This window comes from Salipaludibacillus sp. HK11 (assembly GCF_047795645.1).
In the GTDB taxonomy this organism is placed as follows: domain Bacteria; phylum Bacillota; class Bacilli; order Bacillales; family Salisediminibacteriaceae; genus Salipaludibacillus.
Window position 1 is genome coordinate 3,487,009 of the sequence record NZ_CP181045.1, and the last position, 26,303, is coordinate 3,513,311.

Annotated in this window: 22 protein-coding genes; 7 read left to right on the top strand and 15 right to left on the bottom strand. The window is 41.9% G+C overall.

Annotated elements, in window-relative coordinates:
* Positions 1–37: 37 nt before the first annotated feature.
* Both fba and ACM26V_RS16325 read right to left on the bottom strand, forming a co-directional pair.
* Positions 38–901 carry a class II fructose-1,6-bisphosphate aldolase gene (gene fba / locus ACM26V_RS16320; RefSeq protein ID WP_416147794.1) on the bottom strand — a complete coding sequence of 288 codons (864 nt, stop codon included), beginning with the start codon at positions 899–901 and terminating at the stop codon, positions 38–40.
* Between the two features lie 270 nt (positions 902–1,171).
* On the bottom strand, positions 1,172–1,540 hold the full coding sequence (locus ACM26V_RS16325; protein ID WP_416147795.1) for a response regulator: 369 nt from the start codon (positions 1,538–1,540) through the stop codon (positions 1,172–1,174).
* A 527-nt stretch (positions 1,541–2,067) separates the two neighbouring features.
* Here ACM26V_RS16325 and ACM26V_RS16330 point away from each other — a divergent pair.
* A complete protein-coding gene (locus ACM26V_RS16330) occupies positions 2,068–2,595 on the top strand; it encodes a DUF2529 family protein (RefSeq protein WP_416147796.1) in 528 nt (175 codons plus the stop codon).
* A gap of 686 nt (positions 2,596–3,281) precedes the next feature.
* On the opposite strand, the gene ACM26V_RS16335 is transcribed toward ACM26V_RS16330, so the two are convergent.
* The 6 genes from ACM26V_RS16335 to ACM26V_RS16360 all read right to left on the bottom strand — a co-directional run bounded on the left by ACM26V_RS16335 (position 3,282) and on the right by ACM26V_RS16360 (position 11,743).
* Entirely contained in the window at positions 3,282–4,883 is a 1,602-nt protein-coding gene (locus ACM26V_RS16335; protein ID WP_416147797.1) for a CTP synthase, read from the bottom strand.
* Positions 4,884–5,363: 480 nt separating this feature from the next.
* Positions 5,364–5,867 carry a DNA-directed RNA polymerase subunit delta gene (gene rpoE / locus ACM26V_RS16340; RefSeq protein ID WP_416147798.1) on the bottom strand — a complete coding sequence of 168 codons (504 nt, stop codon included), beginning with the start codon at positions 5,865–5,867 and terminating at the stop codon, positions 5,364–5,366.
* A gap of 237 nt (positions 5,868–6,104) precedes the next feature.
* Positions 6,105–7,244 (bottom strand): acyl-CoA dehydrogenase, encoded by a 1,140-nt coding sequence (locus ACM26V_RS16345; RefSeq protein ID WP_416147799.1) that lies wholly within the window; start codon positions 7,242–7,244, stop codon positions 6,105–6,107.
* 131 nt (positions 7,245–7,375) lie between these two features.
* On the bottom strand, positions 7,376–8,554 hold the full coding sequence (locus ACM26V_RS16350; protein WP_416147800.1) for an acetyl-CoA C-acetyltransferase: 1,179 nt from the start codon (positions 8,552–8,554) through the stop codon (positions 7,376–7,378).
* A 604-nt stretch (positions 8,555–9,158) separates the two neighbouring features.
* Positions 9,159–11,270 (bottom strand): heterodisulfide reductase-related iron-sulfur binding cluster, encoded by a 2,112-nt coding sequence (locus tag ACM26V_RS16355; protein WP_416147801.1) that lies wholly within the window; start codon positions 11,268–11,270, stop codon positions 9,159–9,161.
* Between the two features lie 263 nt (positions 11,271–11,533).
* The gene (locus ACM26V_RS16360; RefSeq protein ID WP_416147802.1) at positions 11,534–11,743 is read right to left on the bottom strand and encodes a hypothetical protein; all 210 of its coding nucleotides are present in this window, start codon (positions 11,741–11,743) and stop codon (positions 11,534–11,536) included.
* A 68-nt stretch (positions 11,744–11,811) separates the two neighbouring features.
* Here ACM26V_RS16360 and cls point away from each other — a divergent pair, with 68 nt between their 5' ends.
* Both cls and ACM26V_RS16370 read left to right on the top strand, forming a co-directional pair.
* On the top strand, positions 11,812–13,008 hold the full coding sequence (gene cls, locus ACM26V_RS16365; RefSeq protein WP_416147803.1) for a cardiolipin synthase: 1,197 nt from the start codon (positions 11,812–11,814) through the stop codon (positions 13,006–13,008).
* A 230-nt stretch (positions 13,009–13,238) separates the two neighbouring features.
* Positions 13,239–15,179, top strand: coding sequence for a heavy metal translocating P-type ATPase (locus ACM26V_RS16370; RefSeq protein ID WP_416147804.1), 1,941 nt, complete (start codon positions 13,239–13,241; stop codon positions 15,177–15,179).
* Between the two features lie 125 nt (positions 15,180–15,304).
* Here ACM26V_RS16370 and ACM26V_RS16375 read toward each other — a convergent pair whose 3' ends face one another.
* Both ACM26V_RS16375 and ACM26V_RS16380 read right to left on the bottom strand, forming a co-directional pair.
* Entirely contained in the window at positions 15,305–16,081 is a 777-nt protein-coding gene (locus ACM26V_RS16375) for an alpha/beta fold hydrolase (protein ID WP_416147805.1), read from the bottom strand.
* A gap of 62 nt (positions 16,082–16,143) precedes the next feature.
* Positions 16,144–16,314, bottom strand: coding sequence for a XapX domain-containing protein (locus tag ACM26V_RS16380; RefSeq protein WP_416147806.1), 171 nt, complete (start codon positions 16,312–16,314; stop codon positions 16,144–16,146).
* Between the two features lie 609 nt (positions 16,315–16,923).
* Between ACM26V_RS16380 and ACM26V_RS16385 the strand changes: the two genes are divergently transcribed.
* Together ACM26V_RS16385 and ACM26V_RS16390 are read left to right on the top strand one after the other, a co-directional pair.
* Positions 16,924–17,109 (top strand): hypothetical protein, encoded by a 186-nt coding sequence (locus ACM26V_RS16385; protein ID WP_416147807.1) that lies wholly within the window; start codon positions 16,924–16,926, stop codon positions 17,107–17,109.
* A 191-nt stretch (positions 17,110–17,300) separates the two neighbouring features.
* Positions 17,301–17,603 carry a TIGR04104 family putative zinc finger protein gene (locus tag ACM26V_RS16390; RefSeq protein ID WP_416147808.1) on the top strand — a complete coding sequence of 101 codons (303 nt, stop codon included), beginning with the start codon at positions 17,301–17,303 and terminating at the stop codon, positions 17,601–17,603.
* Positions 17,604–17,804: 201 nt separating this feature from the next.
* On the opposite strand, the gene argS is transcribed toward ACM26V_RS16390, so the two are convergent.
* Both argS and ACM26V_RS16400 read right to left on the bottom strand, forming a co-directional pair.
* Positions 17,805–19,472, bottom strand: a complete 1,668-nt coding sequence (argS, locus tag ACM26V_RS16395; RefSeq protein ID WP_416147809.1) for an arginine--tRNA ligase — start codon at positions 19,470–19,472, stop codon at positions 17,805–17,807.
* Between the two features lie 6 nt (positions 19,473–19,478).
* Positions 19,479–19,916, bottom strand: coding sequence for a DUF1934 domain-containing protein (locus ACM26V_RS16400; protein WP_416147810.1), 438 nt, complete (start codon positions 19,914–19,916; stop codon positions 19,479–19,481).
* Between the two features lie 263 nt (positions 19,917–20,179).
* Between ACM26V_RS16400 and ACM26V_RS16405 the strand changes: the two genes are divergently transcribed.
* Positions 20,180–20,866 carry an MOSC domain-containing protein gene (locus ACM26V_RS16405; protein WP_416147811.1) on the top strand — a complete coding sequence of 229 codons (687 nt, stop codon included), beginning with the start codon at positions 20,180–20,182 and terminating at the stop codon, positions 20,864–20,866.
* 337 nt (positions 20,867–21,203) lie between these two features.
* Here ACM26V_RS16405 and speB read toward each other — a convergent pair whose 3' ends face one another.
* Together speB and speE are read right to left on the bottom strand one after the other, a co-directional pair.
* Positions 21,204–22,076 carry an agmatinase gene (gene speB / locus ACM26V_RS16410; protein WP_416147812.1) on the bottom strand — a complete coding sequence of 291 codons (873 nt, stop codon included), beginning with the start codon at positions 22,074–22,076 and terminating at the stop codon, positions 21,204–21,206.
* A gap of 11 nt (positions 22,077–22,087) precedes the next feature.
* Positions 22,088–22,918 (bottom strand): polyamine aminopropyltransferase, encoded by an 831-nt coding sequence (gene speE / locus ACM26V_RS16415; RefSeq protein ID WP_416147813.1) that lies wholly within the window; start codon positions 22,916–22,918, stop codon positions 22,088–22,090.
* 232 nt (positions 22,919–23,150) lie between these two features.
* Here speE and ACM26V_RS16420 point away from each other — a divergent pair, with 232 nt between their 5' ends.
* A complete protein-coding gene (locus ACM26V_RS16420; protein ID WP_416147814.1) occupies positions 23,151–25,262 on the top strand; it encodes a transglycosylase domain-containing protein in 2,112 nt (703 codons plus the stop codon).
* Between the two features lie 415 nt (positions 25,263–25,677).
* Here ACM26V_RS16420 and ACM26V_RS16425 read toward each other — a convergent pair whose 3' ends face one another.
* Positions 25,678–26,220 carry a YwhD family protein gene (locus ACM26V_RS16425; protein WP_416151899.1) on the bottom strand — a complete coding sequence of 181 codons (543 nt, stop codon included), beginning with the start codon at positions 26,218–26,220 and terminating at the stop codon, positions 25,678–25,680.
* Between the last annotated feature and the right edge of the window lie 83 nt (positions 26,221–26,303).

Consider the following 26,303-nt stretch of genomic DNA (forward strand, 5'->3'; position numbering starts at 1 on the left):
CACCAACTTTGTTGGTGCTATCCTGTATTTATTGATTTTACGCTTGCCCTGAAGAACCGAACTCACGCATTTTACCGATAACTGTTTCTTTAATTGTTTCACGAGCTGGTCCAAGATATTTACGAGGATCGATCATATCTGGATTTTCATTTAATACTTCACGAACACGTTTTACAGAAGTGATTTGGTTTTCAGTATTTACATTGATTTTTGCTGAACCGAAAGAAATCGCTTTTTTGATGTCGTGAGTTGGGATCCCTGTACCACCATGAAGAACAAGTGGAACAGCAGTTAAGTTAGAAACTTCTTCCATGCGATCAAAGCCAAGGTTTGGTTCACCTTTGTAAGGACCGTGAACAGAACCGAGTGCCGGTGCGAAACAGTCAACGTTTGTTTCACGGATTAAGCGGTCACACTCTGAAGGAATAGCATATGCTGCTTCTGCATCATCAACGATGAGATCATCTTCTTGTCCACCAATTCGGCCAAGTTCAGCTTCTACAGAAATTCCTAGCGTGTGAGCTACTTCAACAACTCTTTTTGTTAATGCAATGTTCTCATCGAGTACTAAGTGAGATCCATCGATCATAACAGAAGTGAAACCTGCGTACATCGCTTCAACACACTTCTCAAAGCTTGAACCGTGGTCTAAATGAATTGCCACAGGAACTGTTGTTTCATACTCTGCCATCAAAGATTCAGTGATCGCTACAACTGTGTGGAATCCACCCATGTAACGCGCTGCTCCTTCTGAAACACCTAAAATTACTGGAGATTGCTCTTCTTCTGCTGCTTGTAAAATAGCTTGTGTAAACTCCAAGTTGTTTACGTTAAATTGTCCAACTGCATACGAGTTTGCTTTTGCTGTTTCAAGCATTTCTTTCATTGATACTAAAGGCATTCTTTGTTTCCTCCTTTGAATTCTCGTGCGTATTAGTCTGTCTGTGTCTGTAGATGAATTTCACAAAACAAACATACAAATAACAGGATTAACTGGAGCCCGTTGACGACTCCTTGATCCGATCATTTGTACATTTCGGACGTTTTATGTAAAAAGCCACGAAATATCATGGAATACAACTCACCTAATAGGCAGACTTACAAAGCTATTATAGCACATAGCTTGTATTTTTCACGAATAGAATATGAAAAATTCATGTACAAGTAAAAATTATTTAATAGTTTTGAAAAATTCACTAATTCTATTTCGGACATCATCAATGTCAAATGGTTTTGCAAAATGCGCTAATGCTCCTAGTTTTTTCGCTTCATTAATCATTTCTAATTCACCATATGCTGTCATCATAATGACATTAACTTTCATTTCTCTTTTTCGAATTTCTTTTAAAATCTCTAATCCATCCATTCCAGGGATTTTCATATCCAACAGAACGAGGTCCGGCTCTTCCTCTTTAATAATTGACAGCGCCTGATTTCCGTTAGCTGCATCAAATGTTTCGTACCCATCTTTCTCAAAAACTTCTTTTAAAAGCACCCTTATCCCAAATTGGTCATCAACTATTAACAATTTCTCACTCATAGTAGACCCTCCCTCAATTCACTTTATCTTTATAGTGATATCCGCACTAGAAACCAAAATCATTAACAAACTTTATTAATTTTCTCTTATTCTCTTTATTTTATTTCGTTGCGCAAGCAAAAAAATCCTTCATACTTTTGTGGGATGAACTAGCATCTTTTTACTTTTCCAGAATTTATTTCTTTATCACTATGACTATTGTTATAATTATATAGAAACATTCGCTACAAAGCAATGAGATTACTAGGTTTGTGCTTTTTAACGAACGGAAATCTTGTCGAATTGTTATATCTCTCTTGGACACTAACTTTCGTGCTTTTCATTTTGTTGACTGGTAAAATTAAATTATAATCATACCATCCCTTATCTTTAATTATAAATCGATCTGCATAGAGAGAGGGGTGCTGAAACGAGCAACCTCGCTTTCTGCAACCTCGCTTTCTGTGAAAGTTTATGTTTCTCATTATACTAATGACACAATTATAAATTTATCTTATCAATCTGTAACGAGAAAGGACCAAATTAGTATGAAAATTTTTACTACTCAAACACAGGGGTTAGTCGATAAACTTGCGCAATATGAAGAAGATTTAGAGGATGCTGCTCGAGTAATTGCACAAAGTATTATAAGTGATGGAAAGATTTTTTGGTACGGAGAACATGAACTGAAAGGCGTCGTATCACAAGCTTGTGTCGGAGAAGACAAATGGAAAGGAAGTCTTCGCGCTGACGAGGAGACGACATTTTCAAAAATGGATACATTTATTGTCGCCACTAGGAATCTTTCGGGAGCGGTAATCAGTTCGCTAATAGAGAGAGCTAGCGAAGTAGGAGCTAATGTAATTGCCATTTATTCAAACAAGGAATCGGTGAAAGAATTTAATTTGTTTGAAAAAGTCGATTTTTCTTTTTGTACTGGCGTCGTTCATGGTCTTGTTCCAATGGAATCAGGTCAGAAAATAGGCAGACCTCATCTGTTGGTCGCGCTTCAGCTTTACTATCAGTTGTATTTTTCGGTAATGGAAATATTGGAGGAACACGATGAGTTAGATTGAAGTAACGACCGGACTTGAGTTTAAGTCCGGTCTTTTTTGATTGGAAGGATTGGTGGTGCGGCAACTCTTGGCTTGTGACCCTTTTTTCCTGGATCCAGTTCGCATGGGGCTCAAGCTGCTGCCTCTTGTGACACTTCTTTTCCAGATTCCGCTTGCTTGGGGCACATGCTGCTACCTCTTGTGACCCTTCTTTTCCAGATTCCGCTCGCTTAGGGCTCAAGACGCTTCCTCTTGTGACACTTCTTTCCTGAATTCCGCTCGCTTAGGGCTCAAGACGCTTCCTCTTGTGACACTTCTTTCCTGAATTTCGCTTGCTTGGGGCACATGCTGCTACCTCTTGTGACCCTTCTTTTCCAGATTCCGCTCGCTTAGGGCTCAAGACGCTTCCGCTTGTGACACTTCTTTCCTGAATTCCGCTCGCTTAGGGCTCAAGACGCTTCCTCTTGTGACACTTCTTTTCCAAATTCGGCTTGCTTGGGGCACATGCCGCTACCGATTGTGACCCTTCTTTTCCAGATTCCGCTCGCTTAGGGCTCAAGACACTTCCTCTTGTGACCCTTCTTTCCTGAATCCAGCTTGCTTAGGGCACAAACTATAATAACAGCAACTTCCGCCTCCCCCCCAACCAAAAAAAACCGCCATAGAAAGGACAAGGAGTCCCTTCCATGGCGGATAAATCATACTCTTTATTTTTCCCCTACACTCGCGCGGATAAATTCCCTGAATAATGGTTGTGGTCTCGTCGGACGAGATACAAACTCTGGGTGAAATTGTGACGCCACGAAGTAAGGATGATCTTTTAGTTCAACAATCTCTACAAGGCGTCCATCTGGACTTAACCCAGAGAAAATAAAGCCTTTCGCTTCCATTGCTTCACGATATTGATTATTAAACTCATAGCGATGACGGTGACGTTCATAAATCACCTGTTCATCATATGCTTCATAAGCTCTCGTATTTTCTTCAAGCCTACAAGGATATAGACCAAGGCGAAGTGTGCCACCATAATCTTCGACGTCTTTCTGTTCCGGTAACAAATCAATAACTGCGTGGCTAGTTTCTGGATTCAACTCAGCAGAATTTGCATCTTCAAAGCCAAGAACATTGCGTGCGAATTCCACAGAAGCTAACTGCATACCGAGACAAATTCCAAAGAATGGAACATTGTTCAAACGCGCATATTCAATCGCCTTTATTTTCCCTTCAACTCCACGATCACCGAAGCCACCAGGAACTAAGATGCCATCAACATTCGACAATTTCTCAGCCATGTTTTCATTTGTGACTTCTTCTGAATTGACCCATTCAATTTCAACATCCGCATCAAACATAAATCCTGCATGTTTCAACGCTTCAGCAACTGATAAATAGGCATCAGGAAGTGCAACATATTTCCCTACCAATGCGATGCGTACTTTTTTTGATAAGTTCGTCACTTTGTCGACGAGACCGATCCACTCTGTCATGTCCGCTTCTTTACAATTAAGATTTAGGTAATTGCAAACAAACGCATCTAATTTTTGATCTTGAAGCGCAAGAGGTACTTTGTACAACGTATCCACATCTTGCATTTCAATCACAGCATTTTTATCAATATCACAGAAAAGCGCAATCTTGTCTTTCATCTCTTCTGGGACAGGACGCTCCGTACGGACGACAATCACATTTGGCTGAATTCCTAAACTTCTTAATTCTTTCACACTGTGTTGTGTCGGTTTCGATTTCATTTCCCCAGCAGCTTTCAAATAAGGGATTAGCGTACAGTGTATGTACATAACATTTTCTGCGCCTACATCACCTTTGATTTGGCGAATTGCTTCAAGGAAAGGCAAACTTTCAATATCTCCGACGGTTCCGCCAATTTCAGTAATAACCACATCTGGGCTACCTTCATGTGCTGCGCGGAGAACGCGATCTTTAATTTCATTCGTAATATGAGGGATGACTTGGACCGTTCCACCTAGATAGTCTCCACGACGTTCCTTTTGCAAAACAGTAGAATAAATTTTTCCCGTCGTCACGTTACTATACTTTCCTAAATTAATGTCAATGAATCGTTCATAGTGCCCTAAATCCAAATCGGTTTCTGCACCATCATCGGTGACAAATACCTCACCGTGCTGATATGGGCTCATCGTTCCAGGGTCTACGTTGATGTACGGATCAAACTTCTGAATCGTCACTTTCATTCCACGGTTTTTCAATAATCGACCAAGAGATGCGGCTGTAATTCCTTTTCCTAATGACGATACCACTCCGCCTGTAACAAAAATATACTTCGTTGACATAGTCCAATCCCTCGCTTTTTTTATTGACTCTGTTATCGAACCTTGTTGAAATTCTCTGATGATGACGTAACATTCGAAAATCAACAACATTTACCAGAATCTTTTTATTCCACCAATCATACTTGGGGTAGATGTTTACGATTTCGCACTTATTATGAGGAAACCAAATTTATTTGATTCCACCCTACATCTGTCGCCATTATTGTTTGATAGCATAGGAAAAAAATCCTTAAATCCTTATAAATCAACTGAATACTTGGATTTCTTCTACCGTTTTCGCAGAAGCAAAACTCCTATAAAGTATAAAAAACAAAAGACCCCTCTCCTAAAAGTGTACAGAGGGGGCGCTTTTGTTTTAGTGAGAGAATCTTCCGAATTCGAAATTTCTCTATCTATTTTGACGTTTTTTTAATAAAAAGTTTTGTGAAGCCCAAAAATGATTTTAGCGAGATCTCACTGAAAAGTCAAGCTTCAATTTTGTTACTTGTCCTCTTCTTCGTCATCATCATCCGATTTATCGACGACATCAGTAGGAAATTCTTCCGTATCAAGATCTGCAAAATCTGTATCTTCTTCATTAGCAAGATCGTCTAACTCATCTTCCAAATCTTCGAACTCATCGTAATCTTCTGGATCCTCATCAAACTTACCTTCGTCTTCTTTATCCTTCGCTCTCTGTTTACGTACTTTCGTAGCTGCCTGCGAAAGCTCCTCTTCCGTTTGATCGAATGGATACCATGAACGAAGCCCCCAACTATTGTCTCCAAGGTTAACAAAACGACCATCAACAGACATTTCTGTGTATAGATGGGAAATTCGTTGTGTCAAAAATTCATCGGGTAACCCCTTCACTTCACCAACACGCTTGAGCAACGTATGATACTCCGCCGGCTTTTTCTGTTCAAATAGCAATGCAAATGCCACTTCAATCATGGACACTTCACTAATTTGCTCTTTTGAATAATCTTTTAACTTCATCATCATTGGCACTTCCTTTCACCCTATATATTATTCACTAATTCATTTCTCTACAGTGATCAAACCACTGCTATCTTAAAAATCATTGTCGTTGGGTCTTAAATCCATACCTTCCATTATAAACACAATGATACCATTTATGCTATAGGAAGGTGAAGTTTACAAAAAAAATATTGAAATAACGGCGGAAAAGTACAACAAGGTAGCCGCCAATAAGCAACTACCTTGCATTCCCCGATTAAATTATTTCAACAACATTTTTGCTATAACAAGACGTTGCACTTCATTTGTCCCTTCATAAATCTGCGTGATTTTTGCGTCGCGCATATAACGCTCGACCGGATAATCCTTCGTGTAGCCATAGCCACCAAACACCTGCACCGCTTCCGTAGTAACTTCCATCGCCGAATCTCCAGCAAACAACTTTGACATCGCCGATTCTTTCCCGTATGGTAACTTCTCCGATTCCTTCCACGCCGCTTGATACGTCAACAAACGTGACGCTTCAACCTTCGTTGCCATGTCAGCAAGCTTAAACGCAATCCCTTGATGAGCACCGATCGGCTTGCCAAACTGCTTCCGCTCCTTCGCATAGTCGACAGCCGCATCAAGCGCCCCTTGCGCAATTCCAACTGCCTGAGCCGCGATCCCGTTTCTGCCACCATCCAACGTCATCATTGCAATCTTAAAACCTTCCCCCTCTTCCCCGAGTCGATTCGCTTCAGGCACACGAACCTCGTCAAAAATAATTTCTAACGTTGGTGAAGATCGAATGCCAAGCTTCCTTTCCTTTTTACCCATCGTGAAACCTGGCATCCCTTTTTCTATGATAAACGCCGTGCACCCTTTATGCTTCTCGTCCGCAGCCGTCATCGCAAACACAACATATGTATCAGCTTCCCCGCCGTTCGTTATAAAAATTTTCGAGCCATTTAGAATATAATCATCCCCATCACGTTTCGCCGTCGTCTTCATATTCGCCGCATCACTACCCGAACTAGGCTCCGTCAGTCCATACGCTCCCAACTTCTTTCCCTCCGCCATCGGACGAAGAAACCGTTGCTTCTGCTCCTCCGTTCCAAACGTATAAATCGGCCAACCCGCCAAAGACAAATGAGCCGAAAGCATCACACCCGTTGACGCACAAACACGTGAAAGCTCCTCCACAGCAACAACATAACTAATATAATCGCCGCCAATCCCACCATACTCCTCAGGCCACGGAATACCCGTCAACCCAAGCTCCCCCATCTGATCAAAAATCGCCCGATCGAAACGCTCTTCCTCATCCCTGTCTGCCGCTGAAGGTTCTACTTCATTCTTGGCAAAATCACGGACCACTTTGCGAATCATGTCTTGCTCCTCCGTTAGTTGAAAATTCACTGTCTTTTCCCCCTTGTATTCATATATGTTGCCGCAGTTTTTCACCGAATGATGATTGATGTCAATACGCTGAATTTCGAATCGTGTAAACGTTTCTATTATTTTCAGAAACATGTATGCGACTTTGTTCGTTACACTTCAATCATCACCGCGTCGCCTTGGCCGCCTCCACTGCAGATCGCAGCAATCCCGATTCCACCACCACGGCGTTTCAGTTCATAAGCAAGCGTCAAGATAATTCTCGCACCACTCGCACCAATCGGGTGTCCAAGAGCAACCGCGCCTCCATTAACGTTCATTTTATCTCGGTCCAGTCCAGCAATTTGTTCACTTGCTAAAGAGACCGCTGCGAATGCTTCGTTTACTTCAAGTAAATCAATGTCTGCAACAGACTTGCCTGTTTTCTTTAGTAATTTATTTATTACAAGTCCGGGTGTCTTCGGAAAGTTTTCCGGCTCGACTGCTAGTTGTGTATGCGCGACAATTGTCGCTAAAGGTTTGAGGCCTTTTTCTTGCGCTTTATCTTCAGACATGACGACGAGAGCTACCGCGCCATCGTTGACGCCAGGAGCGTTCCCCGCGGTGATCGTTCCGTCTTTCCCGAATACCGGACTCAATTTCGCTAACCGTTCAAGCGAGGTATCTTTTCTCGGTGACTCATCGTGTTCTACGACAAGTGGATTTCCCTTTCGTTGTGGCACTTCTACTGGAACAATTTCTTCCGTGAAGTTGCCTGATGCGATTGCGTCCCCCGCTTTTTGATGGCTTTGATACGACCACTCATCTTGCGCTTTGCGTGAAATGTTGTGTTCTAGTGCGGTCGCATTTCCGAAGGTTCCCATATGAACGCCTGTAAACGTACACGTCAATCCGTCGTGAACCATCAAGTCGTGGAATGATTGCTCGCCCATTTTTAAACCAAATCGCGCCCCTTTGACGAAAAATGGTGCCTGACTCATTGATTCCATTCCACCTGCAACGATCGTATCGTATTCTTTCGCGCGAATAAGGATATCCGCCAATGTCACACTTCTCATCCCTGAAGCACACATCTTATTAATCGTTTCCGTTTCCGTCTCCCACGGGATTCCAGCTTCGTGCATTGCTTGTCGCGAGGGGAGTTGCCCTTGTCCGCCTTGCAGGACTGATCCAAGAATAACGTGATCTATATCCTTTCCTGCTAGCCGCGCTCGCTCAAGCGCTGCTTTGATCGCCTTTCCACCAAGCTCTGATGCTGTAAAGCTGGCTAGGGCACCCCCTAATTTCCCGACAGGTGTCCGTGCCCCACTGACAATGACCGTCTTGCCCATACACCGTTTCCCCCTTTATAATAATCCTTTTTCTCTGCTAAAAATCACGCTCTCTTTCCTTATATATGATCGAAATCCGTGTCTTATCCAGATTGACTCGCCATGGGGCACAAGACGCCTCTTCTTGTGACCCTTCTTTCTCAAATCCACTCGCCAATGGTCACAAGATGCTCTCTCTTGTGACCCTTCTTTTCCATATCGACTCGACAATGGGCTCAAGACGCTTCTTCTTGTAGCCCTTCTTTTCCAAATTAGCTCGCTATGGGTTACAAGTCGCTTCTTCTTGTGACCTTTCCTTCCCAGATTGACTCGACAAAGGGCTCAAGTCGCCTTCTCTTGTGGCCCTTCTTTTCCAAATCCACTCGCCAAGGGTCACAAGACGCTCTCTCTTGTGACCCTTCCTTCTCAAATCCACTCGATATGGGGCTCAAGTTGCTCTCTCTTATGACCCTTGATTCCGAATTGACTCGACAATGGGCACAACAACCCGGCTTCAAGCTCTGTTTCCTCCCTTTCTAAGGAGGAATCGGATGCCTCGCAAATTTGCTAAGACATCCGAAATCAATCTATTATTCTAGTATCATAGTTTGGCTTGATTATTTTGTTATACAGGAACTGGATCGTCCTTTTTCACAATCGACTTTTCTAATATTTCGACGATGTCCATCGTTTTAACTTCTTCCTCTACTTCTTTCGCTTTCGTGCCATCACTCATCATCGTTAAGCAGTATGGACAGGCACTGCCGATGACACTAGATTTCGTCTCTAACGCCTGCTCTGTTCGAGCTTCGTTGACACGTGTCCCTGTATCTTCTTCCGTCCACATCATTCCGCCACCTGCACCACAGCACATTCCATTCTCGCGGTTACGTTCCATTTCTACTAATTCAATTCCTGGAATCGCTTTTAAAATTTCACGTGGTGGATCGTATACATCGTTGTAACGGCCAAGATAACACGAATCGTGATAGACGATTTGTTCGTTAACTTCATGAGTTGGTTTAATTCGTCCTTCTTGAATCCATTGGAACAATAGCTCTGAATGGTGGAAGACTTCCGCCTCCAATCCAAAGTCTTGATATTCGTTTTTGAATGAATTGTAAATATGCGGATCCATCGTCACAATTTTTTTAATATCATTTTTCTCGAATTCTTGAATATTAGCTGTAGCTAGTTCTTGGAACAAGAATTCATTTCCGATTCTACGAGGTGTGTCCCCGGAGTTCTTTTCCTTGTTTCCTAGAATCGCAAATTTAATACCTGCCTCATTCATGATTTTTGCAAACGACTGAGCGACCTTCTGGCTTCTCTTGTCATAAGAACCCATCGATCCTACGAAAAATAGGTATTCAAATTCTTCCTCACGTTTTTTCATTTCTCTTACTGTCGGTACGTCGATATCATCGCGTCCGTCGCGCCAGTTTTCACGTTCTTTTCGGTTGATTCCCCATGGATTTCCCTGTTTCTCAATGTTCTGGATCGTCTTCTGCGCTTCTGGTTTCATCTTACCTTCTGTTAAAACGAGATAACGACGCATGTCGATGATTTTATCCACGTGTTCGTTCATAACCGGACATTGATCTTCACAGTTTCGGCACGTTGTACAGGCCCAAATTTCTTCTTCTGTGATGACATCGCCAATTAAATTAACGTCGTACGGATTAAAATCGAGTGCTGCTGCGGCTTCTTCTGTTCCCGTTGCTGCAAGTTGATTTCCCTTCGTATTGCTGAAAGCGAAACTTGGCATCCACGGGTTTCGTGACGTAACTGCCGCCCCTTTATCCGTTAAGTGATCGCGCATTTTTAAAATAAGATCCATCGGTGACAGCATCTTCCCTGTTCCGGTAGCGGGACACATATTCGTACACCGACCACATTCGACACATGCATACAAATCGATTAGCTGTTTTTGGTCAAAATCTTCAATTTGATTTTTTCCAAATTTCTCTGCTTCTTCGTCTTCAAAATTAATCGCTTCAAGTTGCCCTCGTCTGTGCGTCGGACCTAACCATACATTCGCCGGTCCAGCAATTAAGTGCGCGTGCTTGGATTGCGGAATGTAGACGAGGAATGTGAGGAGAAACAGCAAGTGTGCCCACCAAAAAATGAAAAAACCTACCGATGCAACTGTCGGACTGATGCCAGCAAAAACTGTTGCAATCGTTGATGCCATTGGCTCCGCGATCGTGGTTGATTTGTCTAACCAAATCATTTCCATTCCTTTGGCAAACAATTTGGATATCATTAACCCTCCAATAAAAATCAAGACAAGCCCCGCTTTGAAGTTGCGCTTGAGGCGAACGAGTTTCTCGACATATCGGCGGTGGAACGCCCATACGACAGCTACTAAGATCATTAGTACAACGAGCTCTTGGAAAAATGTAAAAAATGGATATAAAGGGCCTAGCGGCAAGTGTCCACCAGGGCTGGGACTGAGGCCTTTCCAAATCACGTCAATTGCACTAAATTGTACGAGTAAAAATCCGTAGAAGAACATGATGTGGATAATCCCACTTTTCTTATCCTTCAATAATTTCTTTTGGCCAAACACCATCGTTATCATGGCTTCTTTACGTTCTTTCATCGTCATAATAAACTCTGCTTTTTTTCCGAGCTTGATATATTCCATCCTCGTTCGAACTAAGGATGCGAACAAGTAGACCGCGTAACCGGTTACAAGAATGAACATAATCCAGTTAATCATAATCGGGTTCATAGAACCAGCTCCTTTCGATTTAATCAGAAGTTGTTGATCAATTTGATTTTTATTATAGCATAAAAATCGATGAATGAGTATTCATTCATAAATATTTATTAAAAAGATTTTTTTGGTGGACACTGCGGATGCGTTCCTCCTGCCGAGTGTCTCGATTCTCATGCTTCTTGGACACCGCACATGATTCTTACTCTCGCAGTGTCCTGATTCTTCCTCTTTCTGGTCACTCCTCTCGCTTCTTCCTCTCGTAGTGTCTCGTCCGTTCATCTTTCAAGCCAAATATAACTATTTAGCTTTGGATTTAGCTCTAATCTCGCTAGTTTAATCCCTACTCCTCGCTTTCCCGCTTCGTTCGGCTCTAATCTCGCTGATTCAATCCCTACTCCCTGCTTTCCTGCTTTGTTCGGCTTAAGTTTTAGGCATTCGGATCTTTTTCTTAACTTATTGCGAACGGAATCGTCCTGTTTTTCCAAAAATGGTTGAATTGAGGGGTGTTTGGGAATCATATTTCTGATATTCTCTTTTCGAAAGTTGGGTTGATATGGGTATTATTACTATCGTACTTGTGTTCCTTGTTGTTTGGATTACAGTTGATTTAAACATTGGTACACGTCTTCATCAATCTCGAATTAAAAAACAAGCCCCTGCTAAAATTCGGCAGTGCGATATTCACTTTTTTTCGCAAGGCGATAAGTTATTTGATCACATGCTCCAGCACCTTGATAAAGCCAAACATCAGATACACATGCAATTTTATATTTTTCGCGATGACAATATTGGCACGAAATTCCTCGATTTGCTAAAGAAAAAAGCCTCGGAAGGCGTTCAAGTTAAACTACTCGTTGATTGGGCTGGATATAAGATTTCAAAAAAGGCGAAGGTCTCGTTGAAAAAAGCCGGTGTAGAATTGGCAAAGACAAATACCCCGTCGTTTCCGTTTCTGTTTTATTCAATTCATCAGCGGAATCATCGCAAAGTTACCATCATTGATGGCGCGCATAGTTACATAGGTGGGTATAATATCGGCGATGAGTATTTGGGAAGAGATGAAAAAATGGGGCGATGGCGCGACTATCACCTTTGCATAGAAGGAGCAGCGAGCGAGGATTTGCAACAACAATTTCTGATCGATTGGAACGGTGCTTCAGAGACTCAGCATGAGATGGGAGATATTAAGCAAAAGCCAATACGACCTGGAGATATTCCAATTCAGATCATTCCCTCTGATGGCTCTCACATTATCAACTCAATTCATGACATGTTAGATAGAGCTGAGAATTCCATTTTTATTGGCACTCCTTATTTCATTCCCAGTGAGTCTGTGAAAAACAAGCTCGTCAAACTTGCCGAGGCTGGTGTAAATGTAAAAGTACTTGTCCCAAAATATCCTGATCATCCGCTTGTGAAGGATGCGGGTTATCCTTATTTCTCAGAGTTGATAAAGGCAGGTGCAGACATCCGTCAATTTTATCAAGGTTTTTACCATTCAAAAATAATCATTATTGACGATCGACTAATGGATATTGGAACATCGAATTTTGATAAACGTAGCTTTCATGTAAATAATGAAATCAATTGTATTATCGACAAGCAAAGCTGGGTTGCTCCGTCGAAGAAGGAAGTTGAGAAAGATTTTTATGAGAGTGCTGAAAAAATCACGTTAAAAGACATCGAAAATCGGTCTGTTTTAGAAAAATTGAAAGAAAAAGTGGCTACACTTTTATCGCCATTTCTATGAACTTCGTCACATCGCTGACAAACTTGTAAAAAGGTTTAACCTACTTCAATAATATCTGTTTCTTTTTTTCGGGAAAGGGAATATACTTTTTAACAACAGGAACATTCAAAAATTAAACTCTATATATGCACTGAGCTTTTTTGCTGTCACCAATAGGTGGCAGCAATTTCTAGTTTTACGGCCGAAATGATGATGATAGTCGTTCTCAACATTCGAAGGGACTGATTTAGATGGAATTAGATCGAGTAAAACCGAATCCCGTTTCTCAACTACCTTTTACTACCCCACCTTTACTCAAAAAACTCGTTACTCATCGGCAATTAGTGCTTGCTTTAGGAGGTGGGGCTTTTCTGCTTGCAGGTTTCCTCACAGAGATTTATGAAGGGGCTCCAGTTTCCTTAGCAGTCATTTTCTACGTTATATCTTACGCAGTTGGCGGATTTTTCAAAACAAAAGAAGGGTTAGCGGATTTAATCAAAAATCGTTCGTTAAATGTCGAAATCTTAATGCTGCTTGCAGCTTTAGGTGCTGCGTCGATTGGGTATTGGAATGAAGGTGCAGTTCTTATTTTTATTTTTTCATTAAGCGGCGCACTGGAAACGTACACGTGGCAAAAGAGTGAAAAAGATTTATCAGCATTAGTGGAAATGGCACCAATGGAGGCTAATCGACTTAATCTTGATGAAGTTGAGGTTGTTCCTGTTAATGAGTTATCTGTGGGTGATCTGATTATGATTCGCGGTGGCGAACGTGTTCCTGCTGATGGTGTCGTGATTCGCGGCACGACATCGATTGATGAATCGACAATTACTGGTGAAGCGGTTCCGGTCGACAAAGTAATAAACGATGACGTGTTTAATGGCACGATGAATGGACGGGGATCGATTGTCGTTGAAGTCACGAGAGAGAACGCTAACTCGATTTTTCAAAAAATGATTCGTCTCGTTGAACAGGCAAAGTCGAGTCGTCCGCCTGCGCAACAGTTTATTGAAAAGGTGGAAGGTCCTTATGTGATCACCGTGATTACATTCGTTGCGTTCATGCTTGTTGTCCCGACGTTCATCTTTGGCACTCCTTTTCAAGATACTTTCTATAGGGCGATGGTTCTTCTTGTCGTGGCGTCGCCTTGTGCTGTGGTCGCGTCGGTGATGCCTGCACTACTTGCTGCTATCTCGAACAGTGCAAGGCGAGGTGTTTTGATGAAAGGTGGGACGTATTTAGAACAACTTTCGAAAGCACAGGCAATTGCTTTCGATAAAACGGGCACGATGACGAAAGGTGAACCAACAGTGACCGACTTTCACGTTTCCGATGGTGTTAGTGAGCAGTTAGTTTTAAATAATGCTGTTTCAATCGAAAAGCAATCGAATCATCCGTTAGCAAAGGCGGTCGTCCATTTCGGTACAAAACGAGCAGTCGATGGGAACGAAACGGTGCTGGAGAGTGAAGATGTCACAGGTTATGGCGTGAGAGCACAGATTTCTGATGAGACGTGGATGATTGGCAACTACGACATGATGCGGCAAGGTGAGTTGATGGAAGATTTCACCGTTAATCAGCCTCTCGCTAAGTCATGGCAATCTCAAGGAAAAACAGTCGTTTACATTGCTCGAAACGATCAAGTAGTCGGAATGGTTGCAATTAAAGATGAAGTGAGGGTCGAAGCGAAGGAGTTGATCGCTAGTTTGCATAAGCTTGGTATTAAAACGATTATGATTACTGGTGACCACGAGGCAACAGCAGCGTCGATCGCGGATGAATCCGGGCTCGATGACTGGGTATCTCACTGTCTTCCGGAACGTAAAGTTGCTGAAATCGACCGTTTGCGAGAGAAATACGGTTCGGTTGTAATGGTTGGTGATGGTGTCAATGATGCTCCTGCGATGGCGAAAGCGGATATTGGCATTGCGATGGGGTCGGGTACTGATGTTGCGATTGAGACAGCCGACATTGTTTTGATGAAGAGTGAGCTCAAAAAAATCAATTCCTCCTTTAAGCTTTCGCAGAAATTAAATCGGATCGTCAAGCAAAATCTTGTATTCTCTGTATCTGTGATTCTGTTATTGATAGCGGCAAATTTCGCGCAAAATCTTTCCCTCCCACTTGGTGTTATTGCCCACGAAGGGAGTACGATTCTTGTTATTCTAAATGGCTTACGTTTGTTGAAATAGTATCGATTGGAAGTTATATGTGAAAATGCTAACGATGAAAGTGCGCACTTCTTTTGCGGAGTGGTAAGCACTTCCATCGTTTTTTCCGTTTTATTCTCCTAAATGGAATTTAGGAAACATTTTTTTCAAAAACGCCCGGCAACAAACTGTCTGACGACTTGCTTTACTGCTGAGGCTCGTTTGGTCGGAAGTTGATGGCCAACATCTCCGACGAGTACCGTGTGGACAGGGCCTGATGCGCATGTTCGGAACGCATGTCTATAGTGATGAACATAGTCATCTCTGTTTCCGTAAAGGAGGAGGACAGGACAGTGTATCTTATGTAATCGATCCGTCGCAGTATACGCGAGCCCAAGTCGATAATATTCCTCTAATAATTTTGGCGACATTTTTTTGATATAACTCGATAAATCTTCTTTTTTGCTCGCCTCTCGTTCATGAGCCAATGATAGGACAGCCGCGATTAAGCTAATCTGTTTTGCTTTTGCTGCGAGAATGCCCAGTCGAAATTCGTTTCGAAGCAAAAAACTATTCACTTCAGAAAATCCTCCCATTAATATGATCCCACGTACGCGGCAAGGATAACGAATCGCCGTTTCCTGCACGATCGAACCTCCGTTTGAATAGCCACAAATAACGGCATTTTTCACTTTCGCTGCATCTAACACACGTACGACATCATCTGCCAATAGTTCCATTGTAAGAGGCTGATTATCATGGTTGCTTCTGCCGTTACCTCGAAGGTCCATTGTGATAACTGTGAAATATTTTGCCAACCCTGTTTTTTGGCGGCGAAATGTAACGTGCCCCATCGAAGGAGGATGCACAAAAAGGAGCGGAATCCCCTTCCCCTCCTTTTCATAATATATTGCGGCTTTCTTCCGGCCTGTTGTCCACGGCATTCGCTTCACCCTCCATCGGTATGTTCGATCATTGTCGATAGCTTATGCCGTTCAAGAATTTTTTATCCAAAAAATGATGTGGATACCCATTGAAACAATTTGAAGCCTAAATAAACACCAAATATTCCGATCACGCCTGGCAAAGCTGGTGGTGCTGGAATCGGCAGTTTAATAAGTGCAAAGAGAAACCCGACGACTAAACCAGCGAGTAAAGCTAATAATATTTCTTGCATTTCTATTCACCTTCTTAATTTTATTCAAACAGTGCAGCTGTCGCTAAGTGGGACTGGACAAGGAAGTTGATGCTTAGAAAGCAGTCGACTTCGAACCGAATGATAACTATTGAATACACTTATACTTTCCATTTACTTGTTTGTATACTCAATTGTAGAAATTTCACATCACAGTGACTTAGCTACCTTATATATTTATGGTCCTTCCTATCCTAACAGAAAGAGGTACGTACATCTATAGTTCTGCATCATTTATGTTAAATTATTTGACATAATAGTGGAATGAATCTACCAAAAGTTGAAATTCACTGATTCTAGGCAGATCTTCTAACACGTCAAAACATTTTCAGCTACGGTGATGGGGAAGAAAATTTGGGAATTTTTTGGGGAAAGAAAGGATTTTGCTGATTTCTGTAGAATTGATTATTAATAGAGGTACGCGATGTTTTTTATAGGATAAGAGTTTCTATGAAATTTTCTGAAAACTATTTTTTGGTGGATTGATGGTAACTGAAATTCTGCAACCGCCGCAAAAAATGGTTATCCAATGCAACCTAAACGAATGTTGTTCGTAACTATATTAATGAGTAAATTTCGGGGGTGTATGTAGTGAATTGGTTCATTGGTTTAGGCTTAGTCATTATAACAATTGTTTGGACGGGTTTAGAGTTCGCGACGTACGAGGACAGAGGTGCAGGTTTTCATCCCTTTATTAATACTTTTAAAAAGACTTTATTGTGCCTAATACCATTATTTGCGCTTTCAGGAGTTGTCTATTACGTGTTTTTTGATTAGGCATGAATAACTTCTCTTTCCAGTGTTGAAATGCCGAATCTCCTTAAATTCGTCGATTCGTTTTCCGAAAGAGGTAGGCGGGATTATTTAGTAGTTATCTTTAGCTTTAATTAAAAGTGGGGATGCAAACAACAACTACTTTTATGAACAGTGTAGGTTTGTTTGGTTGAAATTGAAAGGAGTGTGACAACTTGCCTACTTGTCAAAATTGTTATAAGAAATGGACTTGGAAACAAACGTTGAAAAGTGGATTCACTATAGACATCGGTATGAAATGTCCTCATTGTGGGAAAACACAATATCTCACTACTAAATCAAAAAGAAACAATTTTATTTGTACCCTTTTCATCCTGTCTCCAATGCTACTTCCTATGTTCTTTAATGTATCAGCTATCATATCGTTGTTTTTAATTATTGGATTTGCTTTATTAACAATCGGACTTTCTCCGTTATATATAGAATTATCAAATGATGAAGACCCTGTCAGATGGTAGAAAAATAACAAGGGATTTTAAAATACTGAACAAAAAGAGGTTTCTTCTTGTTCAGTATTTTTTTGGATCTCGCTCGCATAAAGCTCTTGTGACCCTTCTTTCCTGATTCAGCTCGCCATGGGGCACAAGTCACTCTACCTCTCTACTTATAACCAATAACCCACTCTTCGAATCGAAGAGTGGGTTATTGGTTATATGAAATTACATTTTTTCCGGAGCTTTGACTCCAATAAGATCAAGCGCGTTATTTAGTGTGATTCTGACGGCTTCCATCAAAGCTAGACGAGCATGGGTTAGAGCTTCGTCGTCGCTAATCACCTTTTCTGCGTTGTAAAAACTATGCAACGCTTGAGCCAATTCATGAACATAATTCGTGATGCGATGTGGTGACCGACGTTTCGCTGCATCAGCAATCGCTTCAGGGAATTCACCGATTTTTTTCATCAAATCTTGCTCTTTTTCCGCAACAAGGCTTGAAAGGTCGGCAGAGTAACTCACGTTGTACCCTTTGTCAGCTGCTTGGCGAATCATGCTACAAATTCGAGCGTGAGCATATTGCACATAGTAAACCGGGTTTTCGTTTGAGCTTGATTTGGCTAAATCCAAGTCAAAGTCCAAATGTGTATCGGCCGCGCGCATCGCAAAGAAATATCGAGTCGCATCAATGCCAACCTCTTCCATTAATTCGCGCATCGTGACAGCTTTTCCTGTACGTTTACTCATCTTAACTTTTTCGCCGTTTTCAAATAAATTAACCATCTGAATGATCTTGACATCCAGCTCGTCCTTATCGTGACCGAGTGCTTGAATTGCCGCTTTCATTCGTGGAATGTAACCGTGGTGGTCCGCTCCCCAAATGTTAATCAACTCATCAAATCCACGAGCAAATTTGTCTTTATGGTACGAAATATCTGGCGTTAAATACGTATAGGTGCCGTCACTCTTCACGAGGACTCGATCTTTATCGTCACCGTAAGCTGTTGAACGGAACCACGTTGCCCCGTCTTGATCAAATGTTTCTCCGCGATCTGTCAAGTCTTTCAGCGCCTCTGTCACCTTGCCATCTGTATAAAGAGACGTCTCTGAAAACCAGTTGTCAAATGCGACACGGAAATCAGCTAAATCATTTTTTAACTTATCAAGCTCGCGTTTTAATCCATACTCACGGAAAAATTCTCGTCGTTCTTCCACCGCTTCCCCTTTGAAGCGATCGCCATACGACTCAACAATTTCTTTAGCAAAGCCAATAATATCTTTGCCTTGATAACCACCCTCAGGCATTTTTGCCTCTTCGCCTATCTCTTGCAAGTAGCGCGCCTCAAGGGAAAGTGTCAAATTATCAATCTGGTTTCCTGCATCATTAATGTAATACTCTCGCGCTACCTGATAGCCTGATTTTTCTAACACATGGCATAAGGAATCCCCAACTGCCGCACCACGCGCATGTCCAAGGTGGAGCGTTCCGGTTGGGTTGGCTGAAACAAACTCGACTTGAATCTTTTTCCCTTTGCCAAGGTTCGATTCACCAAATTTCTCTTTTTGTTCGAGAACTGTTGCAACAATGTCTGTTAAGTAATCATTTTTCATGAAAAAATTAATGAAACCCGGCCCGGCGATATCAAGTTTCTCTGTTTTTGCCAACTCGTGATTAAAGTTAGCTGCGATATCCTCCGCAATCATTTTTGGCGATTTTTTAGCAATGCTAGCTAGCTGCATCGCAATATTTGATGCAAAATCTCCGTGCGTTTTTTCTTTCGGTTTTTCAATGACGATATTTGGTATTTGCTCCTCAGTCGCTAGACCTGCTTTTTTCACAGCAGCTATTAGCTCCAGTTTCAATCCCTCTTTTAACTGTTCTACTTGGCTCATCGTCCACTAGACCTCCTTAAATTTCACGTACATATCGTAATTCCCAGTATCAGACCCTTGTAAAACGAGATGATATTGCAAGGCAATATATCCTTTGCGAGTGTCTTGATCCCAGTCATAATTCACTTTTTTTGTGTTCGTCAACATGCTCATAGGTCCAAACGCGCTATTGTACATTCCTTCCGTCTCAACTCCCGGAAGAAAGCGTTGATTCATCGTGATCGCACCTTTGCGCTGAACGGTCATTCCATCTCGGCTAAGCCTCACTATCTGAGTCGTTGCTTGCTCTTCGCCCTCTTCTTTCGGCTCTGAAAAACGAAGCACGGTCAGTTGTCCACGTTGAAACAGTTCACCGGTCGCTTCCATCGTATGGACTTCTTTACGTTTTCCATCCTTGATGGTTGTTTTCATTTCTATGTTCACAGCTAATCCGCTTGAAGACATGGCGTTTGATCACCTAATCCTTCCTAGTTAATAACTCTACTATTATAACGAAATAAATGGGATAAGTTCAAGAGGTAGACATAAATGGTTTTGAAACGGGTTGTTGCTCCTCAGTTAAAAAGTAATCGGTGCGTTGTCATCGTGTGATTAAAAGAAGTATTTCGATCTTTATGTTAAAATTAGGATATTGATAACGTAAAAAATCGATTCAATTTTTTTCACAAAAAGATAGCTTGTTATAATAAATATGTGGAGGGAAAACTATGGACTTTCATTTGAATAAGTTGGTATCAATTAATGTCGGAATGCCTAGGAACATGCAGAATCATGAAAAGGAACTATTAACTGGCATTCATAAACAAGAGGTAAATAAACCTATATTTTTATCTAAAGAAAATTTTGCAGGCGACGGCCAAGCTGACCTTGTTCATCATGGTGGAGTAGATAAAGCAGTATGCGTCTATTCTTATAATCATTACCCCTATTGGACAAATAAATTACAAATCCCCCTTTCATATGGAGCTTTTGGCGAAAACATTACAGTTAATGGTCTGACAGAAGAAGAAGTATGTATCGGTGATGTGTATCAATTAGGTGAAACACAAGTTCAAGTTACACAACCGCGTCAACCTTGTCACAAGTTAGCTAAAAGATATAAAGAGCCAAAATTACCATTGTGGTTTCAAGACTCAGGCTATACTGGCTATTATTTTAGAGTTTTGCAAGAAGGCTTGGTATCAAAAGATATGTCTATCAAACTTATTAGAAAACATCCGAAAAACGTAACAATATCCTTCGCTAATCAAATTATGCATCACGATAAAAAGAACATAGAGGGCATTAATAAAATTTTAGAAGTCGATGAGCTATCTGCCAGTTGGAGAGAAACTTTGGCGAAACGATTAAATGGTGCGGTAGAGGATACAAGAGGAAGATTAAAGGGGATTTAGACTGGCTAGAGATGAATGAAAGTTTTATTGTATGACGGGGAATGTGATGTGAGAAATGCTATTTAAGTGATCGGTTGGCTGTCATACTATCATATAAAGCACACTTATTTTATGAGTGTGTTTTTAGTTTGATCGATATAAATTGTTAAAATCGTATTTGTGTTGAAGTGCCGGGGGCTCAAGCCGCTCCCTCATGTGGTGCCCCCTCCTCCCATATTCTAGCTCACATGGGCCACAAGTCCCCTCAAAATCAGCCTAGCACCGGTACCAACAACAACCCCCAACAAAAAATACCCCAAATCAGTTTTTCAACCAAAATGAGGTAACAGATGAATACTTATTTATTAAATCCTAATAGCATTTCGCGGATGAATTTGCTGGCGGCGATTGAGGTTTGTTCGGAAGGGTCATATGCTGGTGCGACTTCCACTAAGTCGCAGCCAACGACACACACATCCGAGCCGGCAATCAAATGAATCGCCTCGAGTAATTCTTTCGAAGTAATTCCTCCGGCTTCGGCGGTCCCGGTTCCAGGCGCGAATGCTGGATCGAGTACGTCAATGTCAATCGTAACGTAAACGGAGCGTCCCGAAAGCTCTGGAAGAGCCTGCTTCAAAGGCTCGGCGACATCAAATTTACTCATATGCATGCCTGATTCTTGGGCATATTGAAACTCTTCACTCATCCCCGAACGGATCCCAAATGAGTAAACATTCTCGGCTCCAATTAGCTCACAAGATTTTCTGATTGGTGTCGAGTGGGACAAAACTTCTCCTTCATACTCTTCTCGTAAATCGGCATGCGCATCGATATGGATGACTACAAGGTCTCCGTATTTTTTGAACATCGATCGAATGATTGGCCATGTGACGAGGTGTTCGCCCCCGAGTCCTACTGGAAATTTCCCGTCTTTTATGAGTTGATCGGCAAACGACTCGATCATATCAATGCTTTTCGCCGCGTTACCAAAAGGGAGTAGCATATCACCAGCATCATGCACCGACAATTCTTCTAGATGACGGTCGAGATAGACGCTGTATTCTTCTAGGCCGATCGATGCTTCGCGAATACGATTCGGACCGAAGCGTGATCCCGGGCGAAAACTAGCAGTGAAATCCATCGGCATACCGAACAAAACAATGTCACTTTCCACGTAGGATTTATCTGCCATAATAAATTTTCTTCCTGAATATCCTTCATCAAAAAACATAGCCATTCCCCCTATTTTTCAACTAAATCAGCCACGAACTTTGGCAAGGCGAAGGCAGCATGATGGATGTCTTTCGTGTAATATTTCGTCTCCAAATCATGAAAACGCTCGTTTGAAATTTTTAAAGGATCATGCGTTTTTGAACCGAGCGTAAATGTCCACAAGCCACTTGGGTAAGTGGGGATATTTGCTGTATAAAGATGCGTGATCGGGAATGTTTCCGCCACATCACGATAGGCTGTTTTAATAAGTTCCTGTTGGAACCACGGGTTGTCTGTTTGCGCAACAAACACACCGTCTTCTTTGAGCGCTTTCGCAATCCCCTCATAAAACCCTTTTGTAAAAAGACTAACTGCAGGTCCTACTGGTTCTGTTGAATCGACCATGATCACATCATATTCATTTTCACTTTGGGCGATGTGCATAAAGCCATCATCTACTTTGACTTCTACGCGTGGATCATCGAGTTTACCTGCAATAGTTGGCAAGTACTGCTTGGAATACTCGATGACCTTCCCATCGATTTCAACAAGTGTTGCTTTTTCGACTTCTGGATGTTTCAAGATTTCGCGAATCACTCCGCCATCTCCCCCACCAACAACGAGGACATTTCTCGGGTTTGGATGTGTGTGAAGTGGAACGTGAGCCATCATTTCGTGATAAACGAATTCATCTCTTTCCGTCGTCATCACCATACCATCAAGGAGAAGCATGTTGCCAAACTCTTCTGTTTCTACCATATCAAGTTGTTGAAACTCCGTCTTTTCACTCACATACGTCTGCTTGATTTTTGCGGTAATACCAAAATGCTCTGTTTGCTTTTCTGTAAACCAAATACTCAATCTAGCCACCCCATTTATCTGATTATCTCTCTTATCAACTGAAGCTACTAGAAAATTATAGCTGAATCAACCCTAAAAAGAAACTTGTTCCCCTTCCTAAATACCGAAATCACGTATAGTTGCGATAGTTTTGTGGAAAACTGTGGAAATCATAAGAAACTGGAAACAATTAGCTTATTAGTCGAATCGAGTTGTTAATCTAGCTATTGGAGTTTTTAGGGGGCAAAACAGAATGGATACAATGACGAGGACGGCGTATTGGAAGCGTCGGCGTATATCAAAATGGAAAAAAGTAGTCTGGGCTGGAGTATTGTCGGTCTTTTTTGGCTTTATGGCACTTAGTGCGCTTGTTTTCTATGCGTATCAGATGGAAGCACCATCGCTTACGGTCCCTGAAACGACGGTCGTTTATTCTGCAAGCGGTGAGATCATCGGTGAATTTCATCAAGGGGAGAACCGATATTGGATTCCATATGAGGATATGGGTGACCCGATTGTTGAAGCGACGCTGGCAATTGAAGATCGGCGTTTTTACGACCATTATGGGTTTGATCCGATCAGAATTACCCGTGCAATTCTTGCTAACCTTCAATCTGGTTCAAAGGCACAAGGTGCAAGCACGGTTACACAGCAATATGCGCGCAATTTATTTTTAACACATGACAAAACATGGATGCGAAAATGGAATGAAGCGATGTACGCATTAAGATTGGAACTCCACTACTCCAAGAAAGATATTCTCGAAGGCTATTTAAATACGATATATTACGGTCATGGAGCTTATGGAATTGAAGCGGCTTCAAACCTTTATTTTCAAAAAAGCGCTGAGGATCTGAGCTACAGTGAAGCGGCAGTCCTTGCAGGTATTCCAAAAGGGCCAAGCGTGTATTCACCGTTGTTAAATGAAGATCTTTCTCTTGAAAGGCAGGGAATTGTACTTCATTCGATGACAGAGGCAGGCTACATTTCCGAAGATGAGCAAATTGAATACAAGTCTGAGCAACTAACTTTTTCCGGTGATCAGAGTATGGATGGCAAACGGGTTGCTCCTTATTTCCAGGATGCCGTACGTCATCAACTTACAGAAGAATACAATATCGATCCTAGCGTGATTGTTGGTGGAGGTCTTACTATTCACACGACCTTAGATCCTCAAATGCAAAAACAGGCTGAAGAGATCATCGCTAATGAAATGAAAGGCGATCATGAACTAGAAATAGCCTTTGCCGCAATGGATCCACGGACAGGCAAAGTAAAAACGCTTGTTGGTGGGAAAAACTATCAAGAAAGTCCCTACAACCGTGCGGTCCAAGCCGGTCGGCAGCCTGGTTCTACGATGAAACCGTTTTTGTATTATGCTGCGCTTGAACATGGTCTTCGTCCCAATTCAATGTTAAAAAGCGAAGAAACGACCTTCATCTATGATGAAGGTCGTCAAGATTATTCACCGGGCAATTTCAATCAACGTTACGCCGATGATTACATTACAATGCTTCAGGCATTAGCTGTCTCAGACAATATTTTTGCAATGAAAACACACTTCCTGTTAGGGTTTGAAGATTTGCAGGAAACTGCCGCTCAGTTTGGTATCAAAAGTTACTTAAAAGCGGTTCCGTCTCTTGCGTTAGGGTCGAGTGATGTCGGTGTCCTAGAATTAATCAATAGCTACAGTCCGTTCGCCAATGGAGGCTATCAGATGGAACCCCACTTTGTCGAAAAAATCGTAGATCGCGATGGCAATGTATTATTCGATGCAGAGTCCGAAAGGCAAGAACCAACACTAGAATTAAATCCTGCTTACACAGCGATTATGACTAATTTGATGAAAGGCATGTTTGAACCGGAGTTAAGCAGCGATTATGCAGCAGTTACAGGTGGGAGTATTTCTGATGTCCTCGACCGACCTGTTGCCGGAAAAAGTGGTTCGACGGACTGGGACAGTTGGATGATTGGTTACACACCACAACTTGTCTCTGGCGTGTGGACTGGCTATGATGATGCGCGTGATTTGAAAAGTGGAGATGCTCGTCATGCGAAAGAAATTTGGGCGTCATTTATGAAAGAAGCGTTAGACGGGGAGTTAAAATTGACTTTTGACCTTCCAAAAAATGTGACTGAAGTCGAGATTAATCCGTATAATGGCCTGTTGGCTACGGAAGACTGCCCAGTTAGCAGACCGACGCTATTCTTTAACGGCACGGAACCAACAGAATATTGTACGGAGCATATCAAGGAAGTGGAACAAGAAGAGTCGTACGATGAAGAGATGGCGGAGAAATACAAACAGCGAGAAGACGAAAAGAAAAAGAAATGGTTGGATCGCTTCGTCGATTGGATTAACTAGCTTCGTTAATCTCGCCGCTACTTAGTTGTATCTTATTGCTGGAGAATTGCGTTCCCTTCACGTAGCTATGCGGATATAAAAGAAACTATCTAGCTTTTTCTGTTCCCTTCGGATCTTCACTCTCTCCTGAAGGGAACGCTACTCTTCGTTTCGTTCCCTTCAGACTCTGCTCCTCTCGTGAAGGAAACCCAAATCAAACGGCACATTTGTTTGTCCTACCTAACAAATGAAGACAGAAAAACAGACGAAGGGGCGCCGAGTCCACCTTCGTCTGTTCTTCTGTCTTAGTGCATTTATGAAAATGTGTGTGGAGTTAATTTTACAAAAGTTACTTCTTTCTAGCAATAGTGAAATAACTAAGTTCACAAATTGTTCACATTCTCCCTTTTCATAGGCACCATCACTTCACCATATGCTATTTCTCTTCAACAGCTAAATCTTTTTTTAACTGATCGTCAGCACGCTCCCACATGCCATTATCAAAGTTTTCTAGAAAATCTTTAAGGATCGATTTTGAACGGTCATCCATCTGTGACACGATAATCTTTCGCTTCAATGACTTATCCATATTGTTCACATGTTCGGGGAGACTTTTATAGCCTCGACGTATGCTTCTGTCAACTGTCATTTCGCATCCGGTTACTCCGACATATGCTGGTCCACCAGTTACAGGCTCAACTGTCACCCAAACGAGCCAAAAAGGTCGGCCATTTGGGACTTCCTCTTTCGTTTTCAAAAATTTGATACCTTTTTCTACCGCACTACGAGCATGAAGCGCGCCCATATCAACTTCAGCTGTACCTTCGTCTACATTAACAAAAACAGGGGTAATATTATTTAAGTTCAATGTTCCGACTCCGTAACCACCGTGTCCGTCAGTCGAATCTCCACTCAGGATATTGAAACTTTTGCTCATTTTTTTGATTTTTTCATTCTTTTGCTTATCTTCTTCATTCATGATCGATCCCTCACTTCCGTTCATTTTATCTGAGCGATTAAACTCGCTATTATTACATGCGGTATAAAAAGTTACCGAAAAAT